Origin of the sequence: Eisenibacter elegans DSM 3317, assembly GCF_000430505.1 — a bacterium.
Classification (GTDB): domain Bacteria; phylum Bacteroidota; class Bacteroidia; order Cytophagales; family Microscillaceae; genus Eisenibacter; species Eisenibacter elegans.
The window spans coordinates 283,071-308,109 of sequence record NZ_AUMD01000011.1 but is presented as its reverse complement, the minus strand read 5'-3'; the positions used below and the strand labels follow the sequence as shown (position 1 = coordinate 308,109).

The following is a 25,039-nucleotide window of genomic DNA, read 5'->3' as shown; positions in this document are numbered from 1 at the left end:
AAGGTCTAGCCTTTGACCGCCTACCTCTAAAACCCTAAGACGGATATGCAGCTGTTCGGAGAAATTCAGAAGTACAAACAAAAGCTTTATACCAATGCCTTGTTGAAAGGTACACTCATTGCAGGAGGCATTGTATTGGCCGCCGTGCTGTTTTTTAGTACCTTAGAATATTTTGGCCGTTTCGACTCTACGGTTCGTGCCGTATTTTTCTATAGTTTTTTGGCCTTGCTTGTGGGAGCGGTCAGCTGGTATGTCTTTACCCCATTGAGCTATCTGCTGAAACTACGCCAGCCTATTTCGGACGAAGAAGCCGCCCAACGGATTGGCCGCCACTTCCCTACTGTGCGCGACAAGCTGCTCAATACCCTACAGCTACACAAAGGCGCCGCACAACTACCCTCTAATATGTTGCTACAGGCCAGCCTCCAACAACGGACAGTGGAGCTTTCGCCCATTCGTTTCACAGAGGCAGTAGACTACAACGAAAACCGCAAATACCTGCGCTATCTGTTGCCCTTGCTGTTGTTGTTTTTGGGAATATGGGTCATCCAGCGGGAGTTTTTTACGGAGAGTGCTCGCCGCATTATCCAATATGAGCGGGAATTTGCTACACCGGCTCCTTTCCAGTTTGTCTTACAAAACAAAAAACTAGAAGCCTACAAAAACGAAGACTTCACCGTTTCGCTCAAGCTTGAAGGCTATGCCCTCCCGCCCGAAGTATACCTGATGAGCAGCGGCAACCGCTACAAAATGCAGGCCGAAGGAGGCGGGCAATACCGCTACACCTTTAGCAAGCTCCAAAAAAATACGGCTTTTTATTTTACGGCAGAGGGCTTCAACTCCGATCAATACGATATCGCCTTGCGCTTGCGCCCCACACTGCTGTCGTTCAAAGCATCGCTCAACTACCCTGCCTACCTAGGCAAGCCAGCTGAGGAGTGGAGTAATATCGGCAACTTGGTAGTACCCGAAGGCACCCAAATCAAGTGGGAGTTTAAAACCGCCGAGGCCGAAAGCCTTAGCCTGCAATTTGGCCAAGCCCAACCCGAAAAGATACAGAAAGTAAGCAACCGAAGCTTTGTATATCAAAAAACCGCCAAAATAGCCGAAAGCTACCAAATCAAGCTTCAAAATCAACATAGCAGCAACAAGGAAGAAATCAGCTATCAGATTACGGTCATCCCCGACCAACACCCCAAAATCAATATGCAGTCCTTTGAGGATAAAGCTATTTTCCAGTACCTCAGCATCGGAGGGAGTGCCTCTGATGACTATGGGCTGAGTGCTTTGCAAATAGGCTTCCGCATCGTACGTAAGGGCCGAGCAGGCGCTTACCAAACCGTCAAGCTGCCTGTCAGCCCCAACCAAACCATCCAAAACTATTATTATCAGATAGACCTGATGCCGCTACAGCTGGCTCCCGGCGATAAGATAGAGTACTATGCGCAAGTATGGGACAACGACGGCGTAAACGGAGCCAAGAGCGCCCGTACAGGCGTGGCAGTGTTCCAGCTACCCGATGAGCAAGCCCTGCGCGAAGAAATCAATACTGCGGCCTCTCAAACTAGCTCCCAAATTCAAAAAACCATCGAGAAAACTCGTAAGGTACAGCAAGACATCAACAAACTCCAGCAAAAACTACTGCAAAAACAGTCGTTGGATTTTCAGGATAAAAAAATGCTCGAAGACCTGCTCAAACAACGCGAAGAGCTGATGGAGGAGCTGCGCCAAATACAAGAAAAAAACCAACTCACCAACCAAAAACAAGAGCGTTTCTCCGAACAAAGCGACGAACTACGCGAGAAAATGGAACAGCTCAACAAGCTAATGGATGAGCTAATGGATGAGGAAACACGCAAACTCTACGAAGAGCTGCAAAAGCTGCTAGAACAAAACCGGCAGAATGATGCCATACTCCAACAACTTGACAAGCTCCAAAACAGCGAACAAAGCCTCGAAAAAGAGCTCGAACGCGCCCTAGAGCTTTTCAAACAATTGCAAGTAGAACAAAAACTCGAACAAACTACCAAAGACCTCAAGCAACTTGCTGAGGAACAAAAAGCCTTGTCCGAAAAAACCGAACAAAAACAAGCTGACCCACAAACACTAGAAAAAGAACAAGAGGCGCTCAACGAACGCTTTGAACAGATACAAGAAGAACTCAACAAGCTCGAAGAGCTCAACAACAGCCTCGAAGACCCCAATGACCTCAAGGACTTCTCAGAGCAAGAGGAGCAAATCAAACAAGAACAACAAAAGAGCTTAGACCAACTACAAAAAAACCAACAGAAAAAAGCAGGAGAATCGCAAAAAAACGCAGGCCAAAAAATGCAGGAAATGGCCGAGGAAATGGAGCAAATGCAGGCCGACATGCAACAAGAGCAAATGCAAGAAAATATGGACGACCTCCGCGCACTGCTCGAAAATATCGTCAAACTCTCTTTTGACCAAGAGTCGCTGATGCAAGACTTTAGGCTTGTGAGTATGTCTGACCCACGCTTCAAAGACCTCACCCAGCGCCAACTCAAGATGAAGGATGATGTCAAAATGGTTGAAGACAGCCTCCAATCGCTGGCCAAGCGTGTCTTCCAGATAGAGTCTTTTGTAACCAAAGAAGTAGAAGCGCTCAAAAATCATCTCAACGAAAGCCTTTACTTCTTGCGCGAACGCAATGTAGGCATGGCCGTGGGCAAACAACAATTTGCCATGACCTCGCTCAATAACCTGGCCCTACTACTCAACGATATCCTCCAGCAGATGCAAAGCCAAGCCCAACAAATGCAACAAAATGCCGGAGGCAAACCCAACAAACAGCAAAAAAGCGGCAAGCCCAATATAAGCCAATTACAACAACAGCTCAACCAACAAATCCAACAATTGAAAGAAAGTGGAAAATCAGGTAGAGAACTTTCAGAGGAACTTGCTAAATTAGCAGCCGAACAGGAGCGCCTACGTCGTGCGCTTCAAGAAGCCGCCAAAAAAATGGGCAAAAACGAAGGAGGAAAAGAACTTGAACAACTCCAAAAACTGATGGAAGAGACCGAGAAAGACTTGGTAAACAAACGCCTCTCTGACGAAACACTGATGCGGCAGAAAAATATCGAAACCCGATTGCTAGAATCAGAAAAAGCCATGCGCGAACAAGACGAAGAAGAAGAACGCAAGGCCGAAACAAGCAAAAACAAAAATAAGCGGACTCCGCCCAACTTAGACCAATACCTCAAACAAAAAGAAAAGCAAGTAGAACTGCTCAAAACCGTACCCCCGGCGCTCTCGCCCTACTACAAAAAAGAGATAGACTTGTACTTCGAAAAAATAGACCAATAGCCCCCTATGCAGACTTTTCAGATACAAATCCCCTCCTTGGTGGAAAACATCCGAATAGTGGAAAGCTTTATTGATAACATCAAAAACCAATGCCATATCAACGATGATATCTATGGCAATATTATGGTTGCCGTTACCGAATCTGTCAATAACGCCATCATTCACGGCAATGCCCAACAAAAAGACAACCTCGTCAGGCTCTCTGTACAAGTCAACCAAAACCAAGTCCGCTTTATGGTAGAGGACGAAGGGCCAGGCTTTGACTACACCAACCTAGCAGACCCTACCGCCCCCGAAAATATCGACAAACCCGGCGGAAGAGGTATTTTCTTGATGAAACACCTCTGCGACGAGGTCAACTTTACCAAAGAAGGGGCTTGTGTTGAAATGATTTTTTATGTCTGAGCAAAATACCCTACCCCCAATTGATTTTTTTGTGGAGGATATTGATTTTGCCCTCCCCAACCCTACCCAAACAGCCGATTGGATTGCCAACGTAGTAGACACCGAAGGCGGGCAGCTCGAAGAGCTGACCTATGTCTTTTGTTCTGATGAGTATCTCCATAAGATAAACCTCGAATACCTCGACCACGATACCTATACCGATATCATCACCTTCGATAATTCGGAGGACGAAGAGGGTATCGTAGGCGATATTTTTATCAGCATAGACCGTGTACGCGAAAACGCCCAGCAACTGCAAGTACCCTTTGAGCAAGAGCTACACCGAGTCCTTATCCACGGTGTACTACATCTCCTAGGCTATCCCGACAAAACTGAGGCCGAAGCACAGGCCATGCGCCAAAAAGAAGACCAGTGCCTAGCCCTGCGTTTTGGCTCCTGAGCGCTGCCTGCGACACCGCTCGCTACAATAGCGCACCTCTTCCCAACATCGCTCCCATTTCTTGCGCCAAGCAAAAGGCCGCCCACAAACAAGGCAGACCTTGGTAGGTAGGTCAGACTTTTTTCTCATAGGCATATAACCAAACCAAGCCCCCAGAGGTTTGCAGCCAAAAGAGATTAAAATACATAAAAAGCCATGTAAGGATGGTGCGAAGTTGGTGCTTTTTTGCTCAAAGCTGCAAAAGTATCGCGCCCTGAGCTAGGAACACTAAAAAATATTTTGTGCGAAAATATTGACTAGCCACTTTTTTTTATATCTTGCATTCAATTGCTTACATCCAACGCACAGCGCCTACCTTTTTTTCTTGTTTTACTGCTAAAGCTGCTAATCCCACTACAATCTTATGGCAAAGCTTAAGAACATCATTCGGCAATTATCACAAGAGGATTTTGAGAAAATCTACCAAATCCTCATGGATAGCAATGCGGAGAAATCGGCTTACTTGCTCAAATTTATGCACCAACAGCAGTTTTCGGATGAGAAAATTATGCAAGAGCTGGATGTGAACCCCAACGCATACTATACTTTGCGCTCACGCCTCAATCAGAAAATAGAAGAATATTTACTTTCTCAAATTGAAAGCCCTCGAACAGACCTACTCAGAAAAGTTGCTAATATCAACGAAATTATCTTCACCAAGAAACGCACAATTGCGATTACTACGCTCAAAAAGCTAGAAAAAGAGCTGATAAACTACGACTTGTCTTACGAACTTACACAAGTCTATAAAGCACTACGAAAGCTAAGTTTACACTCCGAAGAAAGTTTCAACTACTCGCAGGCCTACAATAAAAATGTGGCTTATATGCTTTCGGTAGATAAAGTGGAAGGGATGTTGACGGAGTATTTTAAGAAGTATGGCAACTTCCTGTTTTCGGACAATGACTACGACCGAGAAGAGCTTTCACTGACCAACCAAGAAATTATCAAGATTTGTAAGGCCTATCCCGAATCACACCGCCTTTATATTTACCAAAGCTGTGTGGGTATTTTCCACCGCCTTTTTGTAGAACCCGAAGGCGAAATGATGCCCGATGATGAGATTGAGCCCATAGAAGACATTTTCAATAAGATGGAGCGCATCTTTGGAACATATACCATGGATGCCAGCTATTTTCATCTCAATGTGTTGCTCGACTTCCTGCGCCTAGAATACTACAACCACTACCGCCTCTATCGTAAGGCCGAAAAATATTTTGATGAGGTCAATGATACCTCTGAACGCCTGCTGACCTCCTATAACGCCTACACATACCCTTCGCGCTTCTTGTTGACCAAGCTCGAACGCCACAACCGTATGGGTACTTCTGACAGCCTCTACGCAGAGAATGAGGCCATCTTCGCTGATTTTGAGCCAGACCCTCAGGATGTGGCACAGTATACCATCTATATGTGTTATAGAGCGCTGAGCTGCTACCATGTCAAGCGTTATGACCAAGCCGCCAAATGGATTAACCAACTGCTCGACACGGTCAGCCTCAAAAAATACCCTTATGTATATCTCGAAGTAAAGCTGTTGCTGTCCATTCAGTATTGCCTCATGCGTGAGAGCGACTTGCTGGCGCAACTCATCAACAGCATCCAACGACAAATCCGACAGCTGGGCAAAGAAACCTGCATCCACGTGGTGATGATGGTCAAGATACTCAAAGCCTCTATGCAAAGCAGCCGCAGCGACAAGGAGGGAAAAATCCGCGCCCTGCTCGATAAGCTGCGCAAAACAAGCTACCAAGGCTTCTCAGTAACAACCTATGTCAAGGCTGATGACGACTTCGTGGCCCGTCTCAGCGCATAACTGGATAGATTTTAAAAAAATATTTTTCGATTTTGTTGGAAGTACCCAAAAATAGACCTACCTTTGCAAACCCATTCGGGAAATACCAATGCGCACGTGGTGAAATTGGTAGACACGCCATCTTGAGGGGGTGGTGCCTTAACTGGTGTGGGAGTTCGACTCTCCCCGTGCGCACAATACGTGAAATTAATTTTCACAAAGTGATAAGCAAATACTTGCACCTTTTGTGTGTGAGTATTTGTTTTTTTTTGTTGGCCTGCCATCAATCTCCTTCCGAACAACACACGCGCCAAAGCGCCACCCTACACTATTACTACTGGCGCAGCACATGGCAGCCAAGCCCCTTCGAGCAAACGGCACTCGCCCAAAAGGCCGGCAACCCGCTATATCTGCGTTTTTTTGACGTAGATTATCCACCGAATGCTACACAACCCATTCCTGTAGCGCCCTTGCGCCTGCTAGACAGCCTGCCCGTGGAGCGCGCCTTGATTCCGGTTGTCTTTATTACCAACCGTACCTTTTCCCGGCTTAGCCCTGCGGGAGTAGACAGCCTTGCACAACGGGTAACACACAAGCTCAAGCAGATGCTGCCCACAGCAACTACCTGCCATACAGTACAGTTTGATTGCGACTGGTCGCAGCAGACCCGTGAACGTTATTTTCAATTCCTAAAGGCTTTCGCCCGCTTATGTCCGGAATACCGACTATCGGCTACTGTCAGGCTACATCAGGTCAAGTTTTTTGAGCACACCGGCACGCCTCCTGTGGCTGAGGGCGTATTGATGTTTTATAATATGAGCGATGTGCGCGCCAGCGATACCCAAAACTCTATTCTAGACCTAAAGGCCGCCAAAGGCTACCTCAAAAACTTTGACCGTTACCCGCTCCCCCTACATCTGGCACTGCCTGTGTTTGGCTGGGGAGTAGTACAACGCCAAGGGCAAACCGTACAACTACTACATGCCCTCAGTCCTCTGGCACTCCAAGATAGTCTCCGCTACCAAACTCTCGGAGGCGAACGTTACCGCGTAAGGCAGAGCCATTATCAGCAGGGATATTATTTGTACAAAAACGATGTTATTCGCTTAGAAATGCCTACTTTCGCCATGTTAGAAGAGGCCGTAACGCTGCTCAAACCCCACCTGCGCCAAGACCCACTACAAGTTATTTTTTATCATCTTGACGAACAAAACCTCCGCTATTATGGCACGGATGCACTTCAAACCTTGGTCAACCGCTTTACTGACCCTTAATGCCCTCTTTTTTCCTGTCTTAATGAATGCCATCTGTGGCTATTATGAGGACTATTCGGAGCAATATTACACCTTTGTACAGCCCAAACTACTGCTTGCTGATACTCACAAGCCGCTGTTTTTCACTGTTGACCGGCTCTACGACTACGACTGGAACACGCCCAACGCCCAACGCGCCGATAACTTGGCCGAGTGGCGTAATTTCGTACAAGGCCAAGCCACCACAGAAGACTTGGAACTGCTTATCTACACCGCCGAAGCCGAAACGCTCAGCGCCCTTGCACAAGGCCAAACCCCTACGGGATGGGCTAGCAATAGCGCCGTAAAAGCCATTCGTGCACAGCTCAAAACAGAAGCCTTTGCCTACCTAAGCTATGCCAAACAATGTGAGTCCATCAATGTGATTGAAGAACGCCATTATTGGGAAGAACTACGCACTGACCAACCCAAAGCCAAGGCACTCATTGCCGAAGGCCAGAAACTATACACCACACTCAAAGCCAACTGGCTCAAGTTACGGGTGGCTTACCAAATGGGGCGTTTGGCACATTATCATCATCTAGGCACTGTAGAAAGCCTCTACAAACAATATGCGCAGCCCTTGGCCAAAGAACAAAGCCTGATTCAAGATTGGATATTAAGCGACTTGGCCGGCGCTATCCACGCCGAGCGACCTGCCGAAGCGGTTTATCTATTTGCAAAAATCTATGACCGTTGCCCCAGCCGTCGTGTGCAAGCCTACTATAGCTTCAGAGTCGCAGATGACGATACTTGGAATGCTGCCCTAGCCCTTTGCCAAAACAAACGCGAACAGATTGCGCTCTACTTCCTCAGGGCAATCAAGCCCTTCAGCAACTCTCTCGAAGAGATGGATGCTATTTGGGCACTAGACCCCAACAGCGAATACCTCGAAACCCTGCTAGTGCGCGAAATCAACAAACTCGAATACTTGCTGCTCAATAAATATGACAAGGAGAATTTTTTGTTTATAGACAAAAACACTCAGATGAGTCTCTCCGAAAAAGAACGTTACCTACACCAAACAACCGCCTGGGTGCGTAAGGCCATTGACTCCAAACAACTCCAACGGCAAACGCTTTGGCAAATCGCCCATGGGTACTTACAATACCTCGCACTTGACTATGACAATGCCCAACGAGTACTCGACCAAGCCCTAGCCTCTACCACAAACCCCAAAGTCCAAAAACAAATCCGCTTGTTGCAGCTAGCCATCAAACTCTCGACCCTCGAAAAAACCAGCCCCGAAATCGAAAACCAGTGGTTCCAACAACTGATGGACGACCAAGACCAGGAAAATTTCAGCCTCCAATATTTCTATAAACAACGAATGGCCATCCTCTATGCCCGCGAGGGGCAGGGAGCCAAGGCCTTCCTAAGCAACCCCCAAGTTTGGGGAGATGTATGGACAGCAGGCAAGAACGCAGCGTTTGTGGACGAGCTGCTGGACTTTGTGCGCAAACCTAACAAGACAACCTACGAAGAGGTATTGATGGAACGCCTGCCCACACGTGATGAGGCATATTACATAGAGCTCAAAGCGGCTTACCTCATCCGTGAAGACCGCCTCAAAGAAGCCGCGCAATGGTATGCGCAATACCCTGAGCAAACCCAAGAAGAACGTTTACCAGAAGACCCATTCTACGCCAATTTCAAACACAACAACGTCCGCGAAGAACGACAAGCGCGGTATACCCGCCGCCAATGGCTTCAGAAAATGCTGGAATATATAGCTGAAAGCCAGAAAAATGGCAAAGATGCCGCTCAAGCCGCCCTACTTGTAGGCCACGCTTATTACAACCTGACTTGGTTTGGCAACAGTTGGCACATCCTCAATAACTACCGCAGCAGCGCAGATCTTTGGCTGATACATTACTACAAAAAATACCCCGAAAACGCCTCTGAGCAGCAGCTCTCCGGACATCGATATGACCAAAGCCTAGCCATCCAGTATTACACCCATGCGCTAGAGCTTGCCAAACGCAACAAACAGCCCGAAATAGCTGCCGAGGCGCTCTTTATGATTGCCAAATGCCAACAAAACACTTACTATATCCAATTTGAAAGCGACCCCAACAGCTATGACTATAGCCCCGGGCCACGCGCTCCCCTGAGCGCAAAACCTGCCTTTGAAGCCCTCAAAAACTATCGCAATACCAAGTATGTACAGCAGGCCATTGGCGAGTGTTGGTACTTGGATGAGATGTTTTGACAGAATATTTTACTAAAGGCTTGAATCCCTTGGGAGATTCCCTTATCTTTGCAGTCCTTTTGTAGGAATAAGGCATTAAACACGTATAGCATAATGAAAAGAACGTATCAACCCTCTAACAGAAAGCGCCGTAACAAGCACGGTTTCCGCGCTCGTATGGCTTCTGTCAATGGCAGAAAAGTATTGGCTAGCCGCCGTGCTAAAGGTCGCAAAAGATTGACTGTTTCTAGCGAGCGCCGCCACAAAGGATAAGGATAATGTTGTCCTTAACTCCTTACAAATGCATTTGGTAGGAGTTGGGCGGGTTGGCAACAGCCATAAGTTCAGCTCCCACTTTTTTTCATCCGCTTGTGGTTACACGAGCCTGCAAGCCCCAGTGGTATGACATATCATTTTCCAAAAACACAACGGCTTTGCAGCCAAAAAACCATCGAAGAACTTTTCTCGCAAGGCAAAGTTCTTTTTTTGTACCCCTTCAAGCTCTATTACCTGCCTGCGGCTGTGCCCAGCACTGTTCCCCCTCAGTTGCTCTTTACTGTGCCGCGCAAACGCTTCCGCAAAGCAGTTACACGCAATCTGCTCAAGCGCCGAATGCGCGAGGCATACCGCCTACAACGCACCCTCTTGCAAAACGAACAAGGGCTGTATACCGTTGACTATGTGGCAATGGTCTTGGTAGCCAAGGAGGTCGTTGACTATTCGTTTATCGCTAAAAAAATGGCCAAGTTGCTGAGCCAAACCACCAAAGAAGCAGGAAACTATACCAAGATTGACAAGATTTGATTTTCTTGATTCTCAAGGATTTTCGGCAGACACATTTCCCAAACCAATTTTGATTGGGTATAATTACTAACATAATCGCATATCACATTGAAAATCAAACACTTAAAACAAATAGGCGCTCAAAATTAAAACCCCATAACTACTTACCCCGCCCTAGGTGTGGAAACAATATCGGCTTTTTCCTTCAGCCTCCGAACTCTTGGGTATTGCAAATAGTTCCGTATTTTTGGAGAGGCATTAGACCAATGCCTTAATCTGGCTTTTTACTTTATCCAAAAACTTATGGCACATACCATTGTCAATAGCGCCCAAGCGCCCACGCCTGTAGGCCCTTATAACCACGCCGTTCTAGCACAGGGCGTATTGTATGTTTCGGGGCAAATAGCGCTCGATACTGCCGGCAACTTCCATAACCAAGACATCCGCACCGAAACCACCCAAGTGATGCGCAACCTAGCCGCTATCTTAGAAGCCGCCGGAATGAACTGGAGCAATGTGGTGAAGTGCAGTATTTTTTTGCGCGACCTCAATGATTATGTCGCTGTCAATGAAGTGTATGGCAGCTTTTTTACTGAGCAAGCCCCCGCACGCGAAGCCATGCAGGTAGTACGCCTCCCTAAGGACGCGAATGTGGAGATTTCTTGTATCGCTGTACAAAGCTAGTTGCCGATGCGTCGTGGATGGTGGGCTAGGCAAGGCGAACAAATAAGCCATTGGCGCTTGCAGCGCCCTCAATGGTGGCTCTACCATACCGAAACCTTGGTGCTGCAAATCTCCCCTAACCGGCTAGTGCAGGGGTTAGATGCCGCCTTGGCTACTACTGCTCCCCTTCCACACAATTGGGCACGGCCAGCGCCCCCCTACCGATTTCGTTTTTGGGGTGTTGTCAAGCCTGACAGCTTCAGGCTCTACACCCTCCCTCGTGAGCAAGCACTGTTCGCTCCCTTGGTTTTGGGGCGTATAGAGCCTACCTCCCAAGGCTGTCTGGTATTGGTGCGTTATCGCCTTTTCCCAGATATGCGCTTCTTGTTGGGGATGGGGGCGTGCATTTTGGCCGTATTGTTGTTGCTCTTCGGCACAGACCCCGACCGCCGGCATTATGCCTTGATAGCGGCAATGGTCTCGTTGGCAGGCTATATTGGCATTTGCCTGAGTTTTGCCCAACAATGCCGTATTCACCAAAAAAACTTGCACCAACTTGTCAATCACCTTAACACAAACAACCACTAACGCGCCCCTAGTGCTGAAAGCTAGGCCTTATCAGCCTAGGATGAGAACCCTGTGGGATACGTTTGTACGAAATGCTTACAATGGGCATTTCTTGTTTGAGCGCGCTTACGTCGATTATCACGCAGATCGGTTTGTGGATGCTTCTTGGATGTTTTGGCAAGAGGAGCGCTTGGTCGCTGTATTGCCCGCCAACCAAAAAAACGGAATATTGCACGCCCATAGTGGACTGAGTTTCAGCACCTTTATCTGTCTCAAAGCCCCCGACCCCTTGTTCTTAAAGGCTTGCTGGAGCGCATTGTCTACCGCCTGCCTGTCTTTGGGGCTGGCACGATGCCAATACCGTCCTATCCCTGGCTATTATAATGCGTCGCCCTATGCTTGGGGAGCCGAAACAGCTGCCCTAGCCTTGGTCAATGCTACACGAAATTTGGTACAGACCGGAGCTGTAGTAGACCTACAAAACCCACGACGGATGCAGCAACGCCGCTACAGGGGCTGGCGTAAAGCCCAAAAAGCCGGCCTATACACAGGCCGTAGTTTCGACTTTGAGGGCTACTGGAACGAAGTGTTAGAACCCAATCTACACCAGCGCTATGCAACACATCCCACACATAGCTTGCTAGAAATCAGCACCTTGGCCGCTAACTTTGAGCAACACATCCGCCTTTATGGCACTTGGACAGCCAAGGGACGGTGGCTGGCCGGAGTAGTGATTTATGCCAATGCTGATGTGGCCCACACCCAGTACATCGCCTCTACGCCTCAAGGGAGGGAGCTAGGCGCACTGGACTTGCTGTTGATAACGCTGATACGGCGCTACCAAGATGCGGGCTACCGATGCTTGAGTTTGGGGACTTCCAATAGCCCACCACTGCGCCAAACCCTCAACCAAGGGCTATGGGAGTGGAAACAAAGCTGGGGAGCGGTAGCCTACCCACACGAATGTTATCAGATTGATTTTGACCTTTAACACCATATGGACACAACCAAAATATTGATAGAATTAGCCGGTTGGACTGGCTCTGTTGCCATCGTAGGGGCTTATGCAGGACTTAGCTATGGCAGGCTTTCGCCTCACTCTAGCTTTTATCAGGGGCTGAATTTTTGGGGCAGTATCGGGCTGATTCTCAACACAGGCTACTACAAAGCCTACCCTTCTATGGTAGTCAATATCATCTGGGTGGCTATTGCAGGATGGGCGTGGTATACGCTTTATAAGAAAAAACAATCGGTCGTATAAAGTGAGGCCATAGCCACTCAAAAAACAACCTAAGGGGGTTGGCCTTAGAGTGTACTTACTCAACCCTGATTCCCCTCTTGACAATAACCTATACCTAGCTTTAGCTGATTTGATTCTCAAGGATGTTTGGCACATCCATTTTCCAATTTTCATTGAGTACAATTATGATGATACAAGCAACACAACTATACAAATCCTATCAGGCGCGAGAGGTACTACGCGGGATAGACCTAGAAATCCAGAAAGGCGAAATTGTGTCTATCGTCGGGGCTTCGGGCGCAGGTAAAAGTACGCTGCTACACTTGCTGGGTACACTCGATACGCCCGACAAAGGAAGCGTACAGATAGATGGGGTAGATGTTTGGGGCTTGAAATCGCGCAAGCTGGCCAAGTTTCGCAATGAGCGGATTGGCTTTGTGTTCCAATTTCATAACCTGCTGCCAGAATTTAACGCTCTAGAAAATGTATGCTTACCGGCTTGGATTGCTCAGAAACCCAAAAAAGAGGTGGAAACAAGAGCGATGAGCTTGCTGGAGCGGCTGGGAGTCAATCATATTGCCCAACAAACCCCCGCACAGCTATCAGGCGGAGAGCAGCAACGTGTGGCCATTGCTAGGGCACTCATCAACGCACCCGCAGTAGTATTGGCCGATGAGCCTAGTGGCAACCTTGATGAGCGCAACTCCGAAGAGCTGCACCGCTTGTTTATTGAGCTGCGGGAAGAGTTTGGGCAGACCTTTGTGATTGTAACACACGACAAGCAGCTGGCGGCAATGGCCGACCGCACGCTCGAAATCAAAGCTGGCCAGCTACTGCCCGCTACTCCTTCACCGGCTTAGCGCGAGCTGTACCCAAATTCTTGGGGCTGATAAGGCCATCCAAAAATCCGAGGCCATAGCCTGTCATCTGTACCAATACTGTAGGCACTGCCATCAGACCCACGCTCAGGCTTTGGTTGCTGGTAATGGCATCAGACAGTACCAAGGTCAGATAAAACAATACCGCCGAGAGCTGAATTTGAAAAAAAGAAAAACTCAACAACGGGGTAAAAATCATCGATAGGCAGAAAATAACGAACAAGGTGGGGAAGGTGTGTACCAAGCGCGCTTCTGATGGATATATTTTGGCAATATTGACCCTGCCTTTGCCGAAGGCATATGTCTGAAAGAAAAACTGCCGTAGGCTGGTGCGGCGCTTGTGGTATACAAAGGCCTCGGGGATGAGTACAGTCTCAAAGCCGGCCTTGCGGATACGGATACTGAGGTCGATGTCTTCGCTGACACGCAAGTTGCGGAAGCCGCCGGTGGCCTCATACACCTTTCTCGAAAAACCCATATTGAAGCTGCGGGCTTGATAAGGCCCTATGCGTTTTTTCTTCCCTCTGATGCCGCCGGTAGTGAAGTAAGAGGTCATCGCATAGTTGATGGCCTTTTGGGTCAGCGTAAAGCTGGGCAGGGAGGCATCGGGGCCTCCGAATGATTGTACTTCGTTGTACTTGACGTGCTTGTGGACGATGTTGAAATAGTCGGGTGGGATGAGACAATCAGAGTCAAACATCAGGAAAAAATCGCCTGAAGCCCGCTCAAACCCATAGTTTCGAGCGCTACCCGGCCCTGAGTTGGTCTTGTAAAAATAATGTATATCGAGCCGCTCCGCATATTGAGCAGCCACTGGCTCAGCACGTTGGCGCGAGCCATCATCTACCACAATGACTTCTATCAGCACAGAGGGGTCTTTGAGCGTTTGGCGGGCAAGGCTTTCGAGCAGCTCTGCCAGCTCTTGTGGTCGGTTATATACCGGAATGATGACGGAGTATTTCATAAGAGGGTTTGGGTATGCGCATTTTGAACAAAATACGCAAAATTTAGCATCTTGGCCAATCGGCATTAGGTATTTCGGGCTTGAGTACAAAAATAGTACCCATTAGCCAATGCAAAACAAGCAAGGAATCCGTTTTTTTGCGTAACTTTCAACGCAAATACCTATCTACCAATTGCCCATAGCCTTGTTTCTAAGGTACCTAGGCCTATTGATATGCACCTGAATAAGTACCCATACGCCCTATTTTTTTGCTTGTTGTGTAGTTGTTATGTTTGGTCACTAAGAGCGCAAGCGCAAAACTCGCTGGCTGCTGTTTCGCCCATTCCCGAAAACATTCAACAGATGCCCGCCGACACGGCCAAGGTACTGGCCTTGATAGACTTGAGCACCCAAAGTCTAGGCAAAGAATTTTCCAATGCCTTGATATATGCCAAGGCCGCCTACGAGCTGGCACAACAGCTGGGCTATGCTGATGGCCTTTCGATGGCACAAGACCGCATTTCGAGCGCCTATGAGAACCTTGGTGATTACGAAAAATCGCTAGAATATAAGCTCAAATCCCTTCGTACTTTTGAAGAAACCAACAAGCCCCGTGGCAAGATGAACCAATACAACAACATTGGTGTATGGCATTTCCGACGGGGCAATTACCAAGAAGCGCTGACACACTATCTCAAAGCCTATGAGCTGGCGCAAACTGTAGGGAAGCCCGCAGATATTTCTATCTACCTGCTCAATATCGGAGAGGTGTACCAAGTATTGGGAGATAACGAAAAAGCACTAGACTATGAGCAACGCTGTATCGAGCTGAGCCAAAAGCTAGGCATTGAGGACAATATCGCCTATGCCAAAGGCATTATGGGCAAGGTATACGAAAGCCAAGGCAAATGGAATCAGGCACTGGAGTACCAACAAGAAGCTTTACGCATTTTTCGCGAACTCGACGACCCGCTTGGCGTGGTAGAATACCTCATCAGCATCGCTGAGCTGCACCAACGCCAAGCCCGGCCTATGCTGGCCGAGCGTTATGCGCAAGAAGCTGTAACCCTAGCCGATGAGCTAGGGAGTATGTACTGGAAAGTGAAAGCCCTGCAAGTATTGGCTCAAACCGCTGTCACTCGTGGCGACTTTGGCGCGGCCTACCGCTACCAAACAGACTATGTTGCGCTACAGGACAGCCTAGAAGGTATCGAAAAACAGAAAAACATCCAACGCCTACACGCCCTCTACGAGGTAGAACAAAAAGAAACCCAAATAGCGCTACTCCAACAACAGGCCGAGCTGGCGATGGCTGCTCAACAGCGTGCTGCGCTCCGAACACGGATTATAGCCCTTGTGGCTGCCGGGGTGATGCTCCTACTGGTGTTGAGCTTGGTGTTTATGTCGCTGCTCCGTAAGAATATCCAAAAACGTAAGGAAGCCCATCAGGCTTTGTTTGAAAAAAATCAAACCTTGCAAAAGCTCTACGCGGAGCTCAACCAACAAAAAGAAGAAATAGCCGCCCAACGCGACAATATCGAGCAACAAAACAAACTGCTCTCCGAAAAAAATCACCGCATACAGTCCCAAGCCTTACAGCTACAACACAAAAACGAGGACATTATGGCCGGCATCCAATATGCTAGACGCATCCAAGAGGCGATTTTGCCTCCGGCCTCCCAGCTCAAAAACTGGCTGCAAGATGGGTTTGCTTGGGTAAAGCCCCGCGATATGGTCAGTGGCGATTTTTATTGGTTTAGCCAAGTTAGTGCTACGCCCACCGAGCTGCTGGGAGTGGCTCCAGCAGCCACCAAGGTTGAGGGGCTACGCACACAGGCGCGCAGCGCTCAAATCAATGCCATAAGCAAGCCCCGTACCCCCATCGGCACGCCCACAGAAGTCAGCAAGATTTCAGGTGGGCAACCCCCTCTCGCTCATAATACCATCCGCAAAACCATCGTGGCCGCTGTAGATTGTACAGGACACGGCGTACCGGGGGCATTAATGAGTATGATTGGGGACGTGTTCCTCAACCAAATTGTCCATACTCAGCAGATTAGTTCACCCGAGCATATCTTGGGTGAGCTACACCGGCTGGTGCGCAAATCTTTGCACCAAGAGCAAAACCAAAACCGCGACGGGATGGATATCGCCCTCGTAACCATAGACCATGCCACCAACCTGATGGAGTTTGCCGGAGCCCGAAGCCCGATAGTATACATCCAAAATAAGGAACTACACTACCTCAAAGGAGATTTACACCCTATCGGCGGCCACGAACGCGGCGCAGAACGATACTACACCAAACATCAAATCGTACTTACACCTGATACAGTGGTATATTTGTTTTCGGACGGTTTTCAAGACCAGTTTGGCGGCAAAAACGACCGCAAATTTATGAGCAGGCGCTTCCGTGAGCTACTCCTAGAAATACACGAGCTGCCATTGGCCGAGCAACAAAAAACCCTCGAACATACTTTTAGCCAGTGGATGGGCGCACGTTTTCAGGTAGACGACGTCTTGGTTATTGGCTTTAAACCCTACACCCCTCAAACTACTGTATAGCTTATGAGCTTTGACGAAATCGCCCAGCAACTGCAACAAGCCTTCACTGATGTTGCCTTTGAGTTGCCCGACACCAAGGCGCTACAGCCAGCCTTGACCCTGCCCCCACACGCGCTACCACTAGTAGCCGCATACCTACACGATACCCAAGGGCTTTATTTCGACTTCTTGTCTTGCTTGACAGCACTCGACAATGGTTCGCAAAAAAACAGCTTAGAGGTGCTTTATCATCTATATTCTATTCCATATCACCACCAATTCGTGTTGCGTGTGTTGTTGCCACGCAATGCCCCCGATGCTGCGTTGCCGAGCGTCCCTACGGTCAGCACGGTATGGCGCAGCGCCCTTTGGCACGAGCGCGAAGCCTATGACTTGGTCGGCATCCATTTTGAAAATCACCCCGACCTGCGCCGCATACTTCTCCCCGAAGATTGGGAAGGCCACCCTCTCCGAAAAGACTACCAACACCAAGACTATTACCACGGTATCAGGGTGGCATATTGAGCCTGCCATAGCACAGGCTGAAAACGGGGCTAGATTGCCATGCATTTTTATGCCCAATCACCATTGGTTTGGGAAATCAAATCCTGTAAATCTCCAAGTCTTGTGCATCTTGGTATAAAAATGCTGCCTAATTTGGGCTGCGACCTATGAGCAACAGGCGCAACCCCTGAAAAGCCATCACAACTGCCCATAAAGCCAATAACAGCCACTTGAGCTGTGTAGACAAGCTCGCCCAAATTACCACATTGGGGTACTGGATTGGGTATTGGGCTGTTAAATAGAGCATACAGAGGTTTTCGCTCATATCAACAAACGCAATCAGAAAGGGTAAATACACCCAAGACCGAGCGCGCACCCCCACCAATAAAAATGCAAACAAAAACGCATATACCACAGGGTAGAGTGTGTCGAGCAGTAAGGTAGTATAAAAATAAACCTGCCGCCCTGATTCGCCAAAGGCCTCTAGCCACGCATACAGTTGGACTTGGGTATAGCCAAAGCTGATGTCAGGGATGTGTGCATCAGTAGCCCCTACAATCTTGGGGGTCAGGAAGGCAAAACATAGGTTGATGGCTATCACCACCAAAAATAACAACCCTGTTTTGCGCCAAGTGAATTGTTGGATGAGATAGGTTTGCATAGTGTATTGGGTTAAAATCGACCGCCATAGCCGATGTGTATTTGGAAAGGACTGTGCTTAAATCTATCACATTTGTAGCGTTTTCTGATGAGCACTCGCTAATTTACACCAAGATTCACAAGATTGGAGAATACAGGGTTTGATTTACCTGCTCGTCAATGATTCCCACAGGCACGATTGAGCACTTGAGGAGCCACAAGATTTGATTTTCAAGTATCCACACATTCACTCTCATTACGTATAAGTCAGTCTGTACTACATCTACGAACACTCAAAGCAAGAGATGCCCTACAGCGCATTCTCCAAGCTAGTGGCTGTCAATGGGAGTATTGTGGCTGCGCCTGCACTGAATAGCCCCTTAAGAGGTATACCTTCTATTTTTGTGAGCTGCGTATCATACAACAGATTGAGGATATCGATGGGCGTAGGCAGCAAACCAAAGAGGTTTGGCACGAACGCCAATATGTGCCTTTTGCCATCAGCGATGGTAAGCTACAAATAGCCATAGAAATACCCCATACAGAAAAAGACATCCTGAAAGAACTCAAAACCCACTCCTATTTACACCAAGTAGAAGACACACACCTAAAGTTGGCTGAGGGCAAACATATCAAACTTCCCTCGCCTCCGGAGCTATTCTTACACAAAAACTACCGAACAGAAGAGCACACCGTTCAGCTGGATTGCCAAATGTTTGTTTTTGGGGAGCTACACAATCGCCAAGGATTCCTTCAAATAAGCCCGCCCTCGCAATTCTTAGCCCCCTTGTATATGAGCAGCTACAACCACGAAAACACCATCGAAGTCAAAAAACAACTGCACATGTTTGGCCTAATCATTTAGCTGGACAATCCTTGGCTACTGACTTCATCGCCGGAGGTGTTTAGTGCTTTTTTTAGCAGTTGATTCGAAGATTCACAGGGTTTGATGCTCAAGGATTTTCAGGATACACATTTCCCAAACCTATTTTGATGTGGTATAATGAGCAGATGAGTAGATTTTCGCCCCATTTTGACAATTATATTAGCAAATAGCGCTCAAATAATTTTCAAATGACAAGATTAAGCTGTATGTTTGTCAAAGTTTAGGGCGGCCGTTTTAGGCTTGACTCATTAGACAAAAAATACCAATAATTTTGTAGATTGCAACTACATACCCTTATCAAGCTGTCAACTAAGTGACTATCTTTTTTGGACTTGTGGCTCTACGCTTTCGCTTCGAGGAAGCGCAAAATGGACTACGTACCACTCCACACAAAGACTATCTAAATCGACTACACTTAGCTTGCAGCGCATTATAGCACTTACCCATTGCAGAATTAAAAACCGCACCCCCCCATGGACAAGGCAGAAAAACTCAAATCTCTCCAAACCACTATCGACAAGCTCGAAAAGACCTATGGTAAAGGCACCGTGATGAAGCTCAGCGACGAGAAAGTAGTGCCTGTAGAAGTTATCCCAACCGGCTCGCTCGGCCTTGATTTGGCCTTGGGCGTGGGCGGTATCCCACGTGGCCGTGTGATAGAGGTATATGGCCCCGAATCATCCGGTAAAACAACACTAGCGCTTCACTGTATCGCAGAGGCGCAAAAAAGAGGCGGCATTGCAGCCTTTATTGATGCTGAGCACGCCTTCGACCGCAGCTATGCCGAGAAGCTGGGCATCGATACCGACAACTTGCTCATCGCCCAACCTGACCACGGCGAGCAGGCGCTCGAAATAGCCGAACACCTTATCCGCTCTAGCGCCATCGATATCATCGTGATTGACTCGGTAGCCGCCCTCGTTCCGAAGAGTGAGCTCGAAGGCGATATGGGCGACAGCAAGATGGGGCTGCAAGCCCGCCTAATGTCACAGGCGCTTCGCAAAATCACCGGCGCACTGAACAAAACACACTGCTCTTGTATTTTCATCAACCAATTGCGTGAGAAAATCGGGGTAATGTTTGGCAACCCCGAAACTACTACAGGCGGTAATGCGCTCAAGTTTTATGCTTCGGTGCGCCTTGACATCCGCCGCATCAGCCAAATCAAAGAAGGTACTGACAACATCATCGGTAACCGCACCCGGGTGAAGGTAGTCAAGAATAAAGTAGCGCCTCCTTTCAAAACAGTAGAGTTTGACATCATCTACGGTGAGGGGGTTTCTAAAGTCGGTGAAATCCTTGACCTTGGGGTAGATATGGATATCATCAAGAAATCAGGTTCTTGGTTTTCGTACAATGACTCTAAGCTGGGCCAAGGCCGTGAGGCAGTCAAACAAATCATAAAAGACAACCCTGAGTTGATGGAAGAGTTGGAAAACCGCATCAAGGCCGAAATTCACGGCGGGAATGCCTCTTTGCAAGAAATCCCTGTTGAGGAGCGTGAGCTAGACGAAGACGAAGAATAGGACTTATATTGCTTATTTGAAAACACCCTAAAGGTCTTGTAAGACTTTTAGGGTGTTATTTTTTATGCGCCTCTGGGCTGTTGGGTATTCCTTAGGAAGCTTTTTGAGGCTGGAAAATCCGCAACAACACCGATACAGCGTTAGTGCTATTGTCTTTGAGGCCTAGGTGTATGGTCGCATTAGCCTTGCCTTGTGCGTCTATTCCAGAAGCGCCAAAGGTCAGAAAAGTCATTTCTTCTGCCATTCGTTTGCTAGCGCCTTTGGTTTCTTTATTGAGGTTGAGCGCATCGTCCAGCTCCGGTAGTAGTTGGGGGATATTGATATATAGCGCCACCGTACTGTTGCCTACGGCAGCTTGGAAGCTTTGAGGCAATGGAGCACCCTTGGCCATCAGGGTCTTTTCGGAGAGCGCCATATTGATAGAAGTAGGCGTTTGGCGGGCGTTGAGCATCACCCCAAAGCTAATCGGTAGGGTGAAAAGCTCCCCTCGTTTCTGTAAGACCCCTGCTTTGCTGAAGCCATTCAGGGCTTTTTGGGCTTGGGCTTCGCTAGAAGTTCCTAGGCTAATGGCCGCATCAGCACCCATAAACAAGCTGGAAGGGCTGAGCTGTTGAGCACTCAAAAGCAGGCTACCGTCGAGGGTCTGTAGTATGTCGGTGGCTGATAGGCCGATAAATTTAGCAAACATTTCAAAATTCGTCCAGGAGGCCTTATCCTCCTGCAATACCTTGGTTAGGGTCGGGATGTCCGTTTGTAAACCCAACAACAAAGCAGGGCTATCATAAGGCATTTGCTTCAAAACAGTAGATTGAGCTAAAGGCTTTGCGGCTATCTTGCCATACTTCTGCACAAACAGCTCACTGAATTGGACTTCGAGCTGTACCAGCGTCTCCCCTTTTTCAAAAGAAACCCCGCCCGTCAGGTGGGCTAGGTTTTCGCTGGCGCTTTTCAGCCCTTCGGTATTGATTACTCCACGTCCGGCAGACTTCATCCCGACATTGTCGGCTAGGCCTGCGGCCAACACCCAGTAGCTGATATCATAGTTTTTGGCTAAGAGCGCCTGGTAGGCGGGGTGTTGGAGCTGGGCTTCAGGCTGGACATCGAGCTGGCTTATCAGCTCGGCTAAGAGCGCCTTTGCTTCAAGCTTTTCTCCGTCTTGCTTCATCAGCAGGTATGCTGTCCCCTTGCGCCAAGCCACCAGCGTATTATCAGAGAGGGCATAGTTATATCCTTCGGCTTTTTGGGGAGTTATTTTGAGTTGGTCTTTGAGCATTTTGACAAAACTGCTCTCGCTCTTGAGCTGTATGCCCAATAGTGCACTTTTGGAAGTAGTATAGAAGGTTGCGGTAGTTTTAAAATCAATCCCCGAATATAAGATTTTCTGTAGGCTTTCGTTGGCATTGCCAGTACTCCAAGCCCCGATATAGTCTAGGATATTTTGCCAGTCATTGGCTTTTCCCGAAATCTGTTTGAAGTCAATATGTACTACTGCTAGTGCATCTTTGGGGACGAGCAGCGGATCTTCTTGCTTCTCAGTACTACAGGCAGACAAGCAAGTGATACAGCATAATAGGCAGTAAAAGCCTGCCAATAAGCCTTGAGAGCGGGGTGGTTGATTCATGGTTGCGCAGGGTTTATGGGGTATCTGATAAAAATAGCGGACAAACAGCCTTTGCAAAGCTACTAATTTGTCAAGGAAAATTAATACACACAAACCCCATTTGCAAGTACCTAGCCACATTATACGCCATTGGCTGTCAATCTTTCGTATAAATGATTAATTTTGCCCCTTATCACAACCTATACAAGCCTTAGCGTAACTATGATTGTAGTAACAGGAGCCTCAGGCTTCATCGGCAGCTACTTGGTCGCTGCCCTGAACGCTGCTAATTTTAAGGATATCATCGCAGTAGATGATTTTTCGGCCAGCCCCCGGAACGCCTCTAAACTAGCCAACCTCGAAGGAAAAACCATCCGCCAACGTGTAGACAGAATGGCTTTTTTTGATTGGCTTGCGCAAAACCACAGCGCTGTGGAGTTTATTTTTCACCTTGGCGCTAGGACAGACACGACAGAGTTTGACCAAGCCATTTTTGATACGCTCAACCTGCATTATTCTCAACAGATATGGCAAGATTGCTGCCGGTATCAAATTCCTTTGGTGTATGCTTCCTCAGCCGCTACCTATGGCAACGGTGAGCTAGGTTATGATGACAACGAGCAGATTATCAGCCAGCTACAGCCACTCAACCCCTACGGACGCTCCAAAAATGATTTTGATATTTGGGCTTTGGCTCAAGCCGAAAAACCTTTGTTTTGGGCAGGTTTGAAGTTTTTCAATGTCTATGGCCCCAACGAATACCACAAGGGCAGGATGGCCTCGGTCGTGTTTCACGCCTACCAACAAATCAAGAAGACTGGCAGTATGCGTTTGTTTCGCTCACACAACCCCGAGTTTAAGGATGGCGAGCAGTCCCGCGACTTTGTGTATGTCAAAGATGTGGCGAGTGTGATGATGTTTTTGATGCAACACCGTCAAAATTCCGGCCTTTACAACCTTGGCAGCGGCCAAGCCCGTACCTTCTTAGACCTTACCCGCAGCACATTCAAGGCGATGGGTGTGGCCGAAGATATTGGTTTTATTGATACCCCCGAAGACATCCGCGACAAGTATCAGTATTTTACACAAGCCAATATGGAAAAGCTGAAAAACATAGGCTATAATACTCCTTTCCATACCTTAGAAGAAGGGGTTACTGATTATGTACAGCAATACTTGATGACTGAGCGCTTTCATTAGTCGCTGCTGTAATCAATATATACGCCCGCCCTAAAAACCCCGACAAAGCTTGCTGCTTTAGTCGGGCAAATAAAAGTGAGGCGCTGTGGTCTTAGTATGGCCATCATTTTATGTCGTCTCCCACTCGGTCATACTATCTTCGCCCAACAGCCATTCTTTGGCTTGAGCATCATCTTCAAAATACCAGATGACGTGTTTGGTGTTTTTTTGGCTGATTTTTTTGGCGACTACCTTACTGGCTACATTCACAAATAGTTTGGGCGAAGCCACAATGGCAAAGTAGGCATTGGTATCGAGGCTGCGCTCCATACGTGGAAACCACACTACAGACAGCCAGGCCTGTGCTGCCGAGCCTACATACTCTAGGGCAGATTGGTCTACCAAAAAGCGGCTGACCTTATGTCCGATAGCATAATCTGCACAAGCCGTCAAGGCTTCCTTGTATACCTCCAGCTCTACAGTGCCCTGCCAGAGGAGGTGTATGTAGTCTGCCTTGGGGCAATGCTCGATAGTAATGGTATGGTGGGTGAATATAGTTTTCATACGGCATAAAAGTTTAGCGAGTTTTGGTAAGAAAAAAGCCCTTCAAACGTTTGACGGTGAAGGGCTTATGTTTGTAATCCAAATGAACGATAATTAGCGGTTATCGTTGTTTTAGGTCAGAAAACGGCGGATAGCCGCGACCATATCTTTTGCCCCTTGCCCATAGAGCATCGTTTGGTGATTGCCGGCTACCTCTATGTATTGGCAGCTAGGCATAAGGGCTACTGTTTCGAGCGCCAACTCCTTGGGCAAGAGCGAGGGTGCGGTAGGCCCTCCGTAGGGAGCTGTCGCATTGAACAAAATAGCCTCGTGTGGAATTTCGCGCATATATTCTAGCCAAGGCACTTCGCCTAGCGCATTGATGGCTTGTAGAATATGTTCGGGCTTGGAGTTGGTCGTAACCTGCCCACCGTCAATCGTTTGTGTATCGGCTTGATAATAACTCAGCATCGCCTCGTCCCACTCATCCCCGATATAAGGAGCCGCCTTCATCTTTTCGATATAGGCTTCAAAAGAGGGGAAAACTTGCCCCAAACGGCTCAAGGTTGGGATCAGTAGCTCACGCGTATCGGGGTGCATTTGTGCGGCAGCATCCATCAGTACCATCTTTCGGACACGGCCGGGATAATGTTTGGCCAGATAGAAGGTCATAAACGCCCCGTATGAATGCCCGCCGACGTGGCATTGGTCGATGTGTAACGCATCCATCAGTCCGATGATGTCGCGGGCTTGTGAAGCAAAGCTATAATCATTGTCGGGCTTGTCGCTTTGGCCTCTACCGCGCAAATCTACCGAGATAACGCGAAAACTATCGCCCAATCCAGCCTCCATTAGCCCATCGAAGGCATGAGCGTTGGCCGTTAGGCCGTGCATCAGTAGTAGGGTGGGGCGGTTGTTCTCGCTATCGAGGTAGTGTAGGCGGATGCCGTTGGTCTGTACATATTGGTCGGTGGTGGTGAGCATAATCTAGCAGTTTTTGGGTAAGCAATGGCCTCAAGTTACAAAAAAAGAGGCTGTTTTTGAAAAAATACCTGT

General features: G+C 48.1%; 24 protein-coding genes and 1 tRNA gene. 19 read left to right on the top strand and 6 right to left on the bottom strand.

The window, feature by feature from the left end; genetic code table 11:
- Positions 1-45: 45 nt before the first annotated feature.
- Genes G499_RS0102000 through ybeY form a run of 3 tightly spaced genes read left to right on the top strand, consistent with a single transcriptional unit; the run spans position 46 to position 4,171 of the window.
- The gene (locus tag G499_RS0102000) at positions 46-3,327 is read left to right on the top strand and encodes a DUF4175 family protein (protein WP_026998554.1); all 3,282 of its coding nucleotides are present in this window, start codon (positions 46-48) and stop codon (positions 3,325-3,327) included.
- Positions 3,328-3,333: 6 nt separating this feature from the next.
- Entirely contained in the window at positions 3,334-3,732 is a 399-nt protein-coding gene (locus tag G499_RS0101995; protein WP_026998553.1) for an ATP-binding protein, read from the top strand.
- Entirely contained in the window at positions 3,725-4,171 is a 447-nt protein-coding gene (gene ybeY / locus G499_RS0101990; protein WP_026998552.1) for an rRNA maturation RNase YbeY, read from the top strand. The genes G499_RS0101995 and ybeY overlap by 8 nt, the downstream gene beginning before the upstream one ends.
- On the opposite strand, the gene G499_RS21410 is transcribed toward ybeY, so the two are convergent.
- Entirely contained in the window at positions 4,148-4,300 is a 153-nt protein-coding gene (locus G499_RS21410; protein ID WP_081413621.1) for a DUF2256 domain-containing protein, read from the bottom strand. The two genes, ybeY and G499_RS21410, sit on opposite strands and share 24 nt — an antisense overlap.
- 274 nt (positions 4,301-4,574) lie before the next feature.
- On the opposite strand from G499_RS21410, the gene G499_RS0101985 reads away from it, so the two are divergent.
- The 11 genes from G499_RS0101985 to G499_RS0101940 all read left to right on the top strand — a co-directional run bounded on the left by G499_RS0101985 (position 4,575) and on the right by G499_RS0101940 (position 13,601).
- The gene (locus tag G499_RS0101985) at positions 4,575-6,026 is read left to right on the top strand and encodes a hypothetical protein (RefSeq protein ID WP_026998551.1); all 1,452 of its coding nucleotides are present in this window, start codon (positions 4,575-4,577) and stop codon (positions 6,024-6,026) included.
- Between the two features lie 90 nt (positions 6,027-6,116).
- Positions 6,117-6,200 (top strand) — tRNA-Leu (locus tag G499_RS0101980).
- A gap of 56 nt (positions 6,201-6,256) precedes the next feature.
- On the top strand, positions 6,257-7,279 hold the full coding sequence (locus G499_RS18375) for a hypothetical protein (RefSeq protein WP_154658278.1): 1,023 nt from the start codon (positions 6,257-6,259) through the stop codon (positions 7,277-7,279).
- A gap of 22 nt (positions 7,280-7,301) precedes the next feature.
- Positions 7,302-9,509 (top strand): hypothetical protein, encoded by a 2,208-nt coding sequence (locus G499_RS0101970; RefSeq protein WP_161627671.1) that lies wholly within the window; start codon positions 7,302-7,304, stop codon positions 9,507-9,509.
- A 93-nt stretch (positions 9,510-9,602) separates the two neighbouring features.
- Positions 9,603-9,761: a 50S ribosomal protein L34 gene (gene rpmH, locus G499_RS21405; RefSeq protein ID WP_081413602.1), complete on the top strand. Its 159-nt coding sequence runs from the start codon at positions 9,603-9,605 to the stop codon at positions 9,759-9,761.
- 129 nt (positions 9,762-9,890) lie between these two features.
- A complete protein-coding gene (rnpA, locus tag G499_RS0101965; protein WP_026998549.1) occupies positions 9,891-10,292 on the top strand; it encodes a ribonuclease P protein component in 402 nt (133 codons plus the stop codon).
- Between the two features lie 282 nt (positions 10,293-10,574).
- Positions 10,575-10,955, top strand: a complete 381-nt coding sequence (locus G499_RS0101960) for a Rid family detoxifying hydrolase (protein WP_026998548.1) — start codon at positions 10,575-10,577, stop codon at positions 10,953-10,955.
- A gap of 6 nt (positions 10,956-10,961) precedes the next feature.
- Positions 10,962-11,522, top strand: a complete 561-nt coding sequence (locus G499_RS0101955) for a hypothetical protein (RefSeq protein WP_026998547.1) — start codon at positions 10,962-10,964, stop codon at positions 11,520-11,522.
- A gap of 40 nt (positions 11,523-11,562) precedes the next feature.
- The gene (locus G499_RS0101950; RefSeq protein WP_026998546.1) at positions 11,563-12,492 is read left to right on the top strand and encodes a GNAT family N-acetyltransferase; all 930 of its coding nucleotides are present in this window, start codon (positions 11,563-11,565) and stop codon (positions 12,490-12,492) included.
- A 6-nt stretch (positions 12,493-12,498) separates the two neighbouring features.
- Positions 12,499-12,762, top strand: coding sequence for a CBU_0592 family membrane protein (locus tag G499_RS0101945; RefSeq protein ID WP_026998545.1), 264 nt, complete (start codon positions 12,499-12,501; stop codon positions 12,760-12,762).
- A gap of 167 nt (positions 12,763-12,929) precedes the next feature.
- Positions 12,930-13,601, top strand: a complete 672-nt coding sequence (locus G499_RS0101940) for an ABC transporter ATP-binding protein (RefSeq protein WP_026998544.1) — start codon at positions 12,930-12,932, stop codon at positions 13,599-13,601.
- Here the strand turns inward: G499_RS0101940 and G499_RS18370 are convergent.
- The gene (locus G499_RS18370; RefSeq protein ID WP_051295835.1) at positions 13,582-14,583 is read right to left on the bottom strand and encodes a glycosyltransferase family 2 protein; all 1,002 of its coding nucleotides are present in this window, start codon (positions 14,581-14,583) and stop codon (positions 13,582-13,584) included. The two genes, G499_RS0101940 and G499_RS18370, sit on opposite strands and share 20 nt — an antisense overlap.
- 213 nt (positions 14,584-14,796) lie before the next feature.
- Between G499_RS18370 and G499_RS0101930 the strand changes: the two genes are divergently transcribed.
- Both G499_RS0101930 and G499_RS0101925 read left to right on the top strand, forming a co-directional pair.
- Entirely contained in the window at positions 14,797-17,127 is a 2,331-nt protein-coding gene (locus tag G499_RS0101930; RefSeq protein ID WP_081413601.1) for a tetratricopeptide repeat protein, read from the top strand.
- 3 nt (positions 17,128-17,130) lie between these two features.
- Positions 17,131-17,631 carry an NADH-quinone oxidoreductase subunit C gene (locus tag G499_RS0101925; protein ID WP_026998542.1) on the top strand — a complete coding sequence of 167 codons (501 nt, stop codon included), beginning with the start codon at positions 17,131-17,133 and terminating at the stop codon, positions 17,629-17,631.
- A gap of 127 nt (positions 17,632-17,758) precedes the next feature.
- Here G499_RS0101925 and G499_RS0101920 read toward each other — a convergent pair whose 3' ends face one another.
- Positions 17,759-18,271, bottom strand: coding sequence for a hypothetical protein (locus G499_RS0101920; RefSeq protein WP_026998541.1), 513 nt, complete (start codon positions 18,269-18,271; stop codon positions 17,759-17,761).
- A 387-nt stretch (positions 18,272-18,658) separates the two neighbouring features.
- On the opposite strand from G499_RS0101920, the gene G499_RS0101910 reads away from it, so the two are divergent.
- Both G499_RS0101910 and recA read left to right on the top strand, forming a co-directional pair.
- Positions 18,659-19,114, top strand: a complete 456-nt coding sequence (locus tag G499_RS0101910) for a GIDE domain-containing protein (RefSeq protein ID WP_081413600.1) — start codon at positions 18,659-18,661, stop codon at positions 19,112-19,114.
- A gap of 494 nt (positions 19,115-19,608) precedes the next feature.
- A complete protein-coding gene (gene recA / locus G499_RS0101905) occupies positions 19,609-20,661 on the top strand; it encodes a recombinase RecA (RefSeq protein WP_026998539.1) in 1,053 nt (350 codons plus the stop codon).
- Between the two features lie 91 nt (positions 20,662-20,752).
- On the opposite strand, the gene G499_RS0101900 is transcribed toward recA, so the two are convergent.
- Positions 20,753-22,282 carry a DUF4836 family protein gene (locus G499_RS0101900; RefSeq protein WP_026998538.1) on the bottom strand — a complete coding sequence of 510 codons (1,530 nt, stop codon included), beginning with the start codon at positions 22,280-22,282 and terminating at the stop codon, positions 20,753-20,755.
- A 201-nt stretch (positions 22,283-22,483) separates the two neighbouring features.
- Here G499_RS0101900 and rfaD point away from each other — a divergent pair, with 201 nt between their 5' ends.
- Positions 22,484-23,461 (top strand): ADP-glyceromanno-heptose 6-epimerase, encoded by a 978-nt coding sequence (rfaD, locus tag G499_RS0101895; protein ID WP_026998537.1) that lies wholly within the window; start codon positions 22,484-22,486, stop codon positions 23,459-23,461.
- A 108-nt stretch (positions 23,462-23,569) separates the two neighbouring features.
- Here the strand turns inward: rfaD and G499_RS0101890 are convergent, their stop codons facing one another.
- Together G499_RS0101890 and G499_RS0101885 are read right to left on the bottom strand one after the other, a co-directional pair.
- Positions 23,570-24,004 carry a hypothetical protein gene (locus tag G499_RS0101890; RefSeq protein ID WP_026998536.1) on the bottom strand — a complete coding sequence of 145 codons (435 nt, stop codon included), beginning with the start codon at positions 24,002-24,004 and terminating at the stop codon, positions 23,570-23,572.
- 111 nt (positions 24,005-24,115) lie between these two features.
- Positions 24,116-24,967 carry an alpha/beta fold hydrolase gene (locus G499_RS0101885; protein ID WP_035726253.1) on the bottom strand — a complete coding sequence of 284 codons (852 nt, stop codon included), beginning with the start codon at positions 24,965-24,967 and terminating at the stop codon, positions 24,116-24,118.
- Positions 24,968-25,039 lie beyond the last annotated feature (72 nt).

Coding starts and splice junctions, on each gene's coding strand:
- recA (WP_026998539.1), top strand. CDS start 19,609: ATGGACAAGGCAGAAAAACTCAAATCTCTCCAAACCACTATCGACAAG.
- G499_RS0101930 (WP_081413601.1), top strand. CDS start 14,797: ATGCACCTGAATAAGTACCCATACGCCCTATTTTTTTGCTTGTTGTGT.
- G499_RS0101925 (WP_026998542.1), top strand. CDS start 17,131: ATGAGCTTTGACGAAATCGCCCAGCAACTGCAACAAGCCTTCACTGAT.
- G499_RS0101890 (WP_026998536.1), bottom strand. CDS start 24,004: ATGAAAACTATATTCACCCACCATACCATTACTATCGAGCATTGCCCC.
- ybeY (WP_026998552.1), top strand. CDS start 3,725: ATGTCTGAGCAAAATACCCTACCCCCAATTGATTTTTTTGTGGAGGAT.
- rfaD (WP_026998537.1), top strand. CDS start 22,484: ATGATTGTAGTAACAGGAGCCTCAGGCTTCATCGGCAGCTACTTGGTC.
- G499_RS0101955 (WP_026998547.1), top strand. CDS start 10,962: ATGCGTCGTGGATGGTGGGCTAGGCAAGGCGAACAAATAAGCCATTGG.
- G499_RS0101950 (WP_026998546.1), top strand. CDS start 11,563: ATGAGAACCCTGTGGGATACGTTTGTACGAAATGCTTACAATGGGCAT.
- G499_RS0101920 (WP_026998541.1), bottom strand. CDS start 18,271: ATGCAAACCTATCTCATCCAACAATTCACTTGGCGCAAAACAGGGTTG.
- G499_RS18370 (WP_051295835.1), bottom strand. CDS start 14,583: ATGAAATACTCCGTCATCATTCCGGTATATAACCGACCACAAGAGCTG.
- G499_RS0101995 (WP_026998553.1), top strand. CDS start 3,334: ATGCAGACTTTTCAGATACAAATCCCCTCCTTGGTGGAAAACATCCGA.
- rnpA (WP_026998549.1), top strand. CDS start 9,891: ATGACATATCATTTTCCAAAAACACAACGGCTTTGCAGCCAAAAAACC.
- G499_RS0101970 (WP_161627671.1), top strand. CDS start 7,302: ATGAATGCCATCTGTGGCTATTATGAGGACTATTCGGAGCAATATTAC.
- G499_RS0102000 (WP_026998554.1), top strand. CDS start 46: ATGCAGCTGTTCGGAGAAATTCAGAAGTACAAACAAAAGCTTTATACC.
- G499_RS0101885 (WP_035726253.1), bottom strand. CDS start 24,967: ATGCTCACCACCACCGACCAATATGTACAGACCAACGGCATCCGCCTA.
- rpmH (WP_081413602.1), top strand. CDS start 9,603: ATGAAAAGAACGTATCAACCCTCTAACAGAAAGCGCCGTAACAAGCAC.
- G499_RS0101945 (WP_026998545.1), top strand. CDS start 12,499: ATGGACACAACCAAAATATTGATAGAATTAGCCGGTTGGACTGGCTCT.
- G499_RS0101960 (WP_026998548.1), top strand. CDS start 10,575: ATGGCACATACCATTGTCAATAGCGCCCAAGCGCCCACGCCTGTAGGC.
- G499_RS21410 (WP_081413621.1), bottom strand. CDS start 4,300: ATGAGAAAAAAGTCTGACCTACCTACCAAGGTCTGCCTTGTTTGTGGG.
- G499_RS0101985 (WP_026998551.1), top strand. CDS start 4,575: ATGGCAAAGCTTAAGAACATCATTCGGCAATTATCACAAGAGGATTTT.
- G499_RS0101940 (WP_026998544.1), top strand. CDS start 12,930: ATGATACAAGCAACACAACTATACAAATCCTATCAGGCGCGAGAGGTA.
- G499_RS0101900 (WP_026998538.1), bottom strand. CDS start 22,282: ATGAATCAACCACCCCGCTCTCAAGGCTTATTGGCAGGCTTTTACTGC.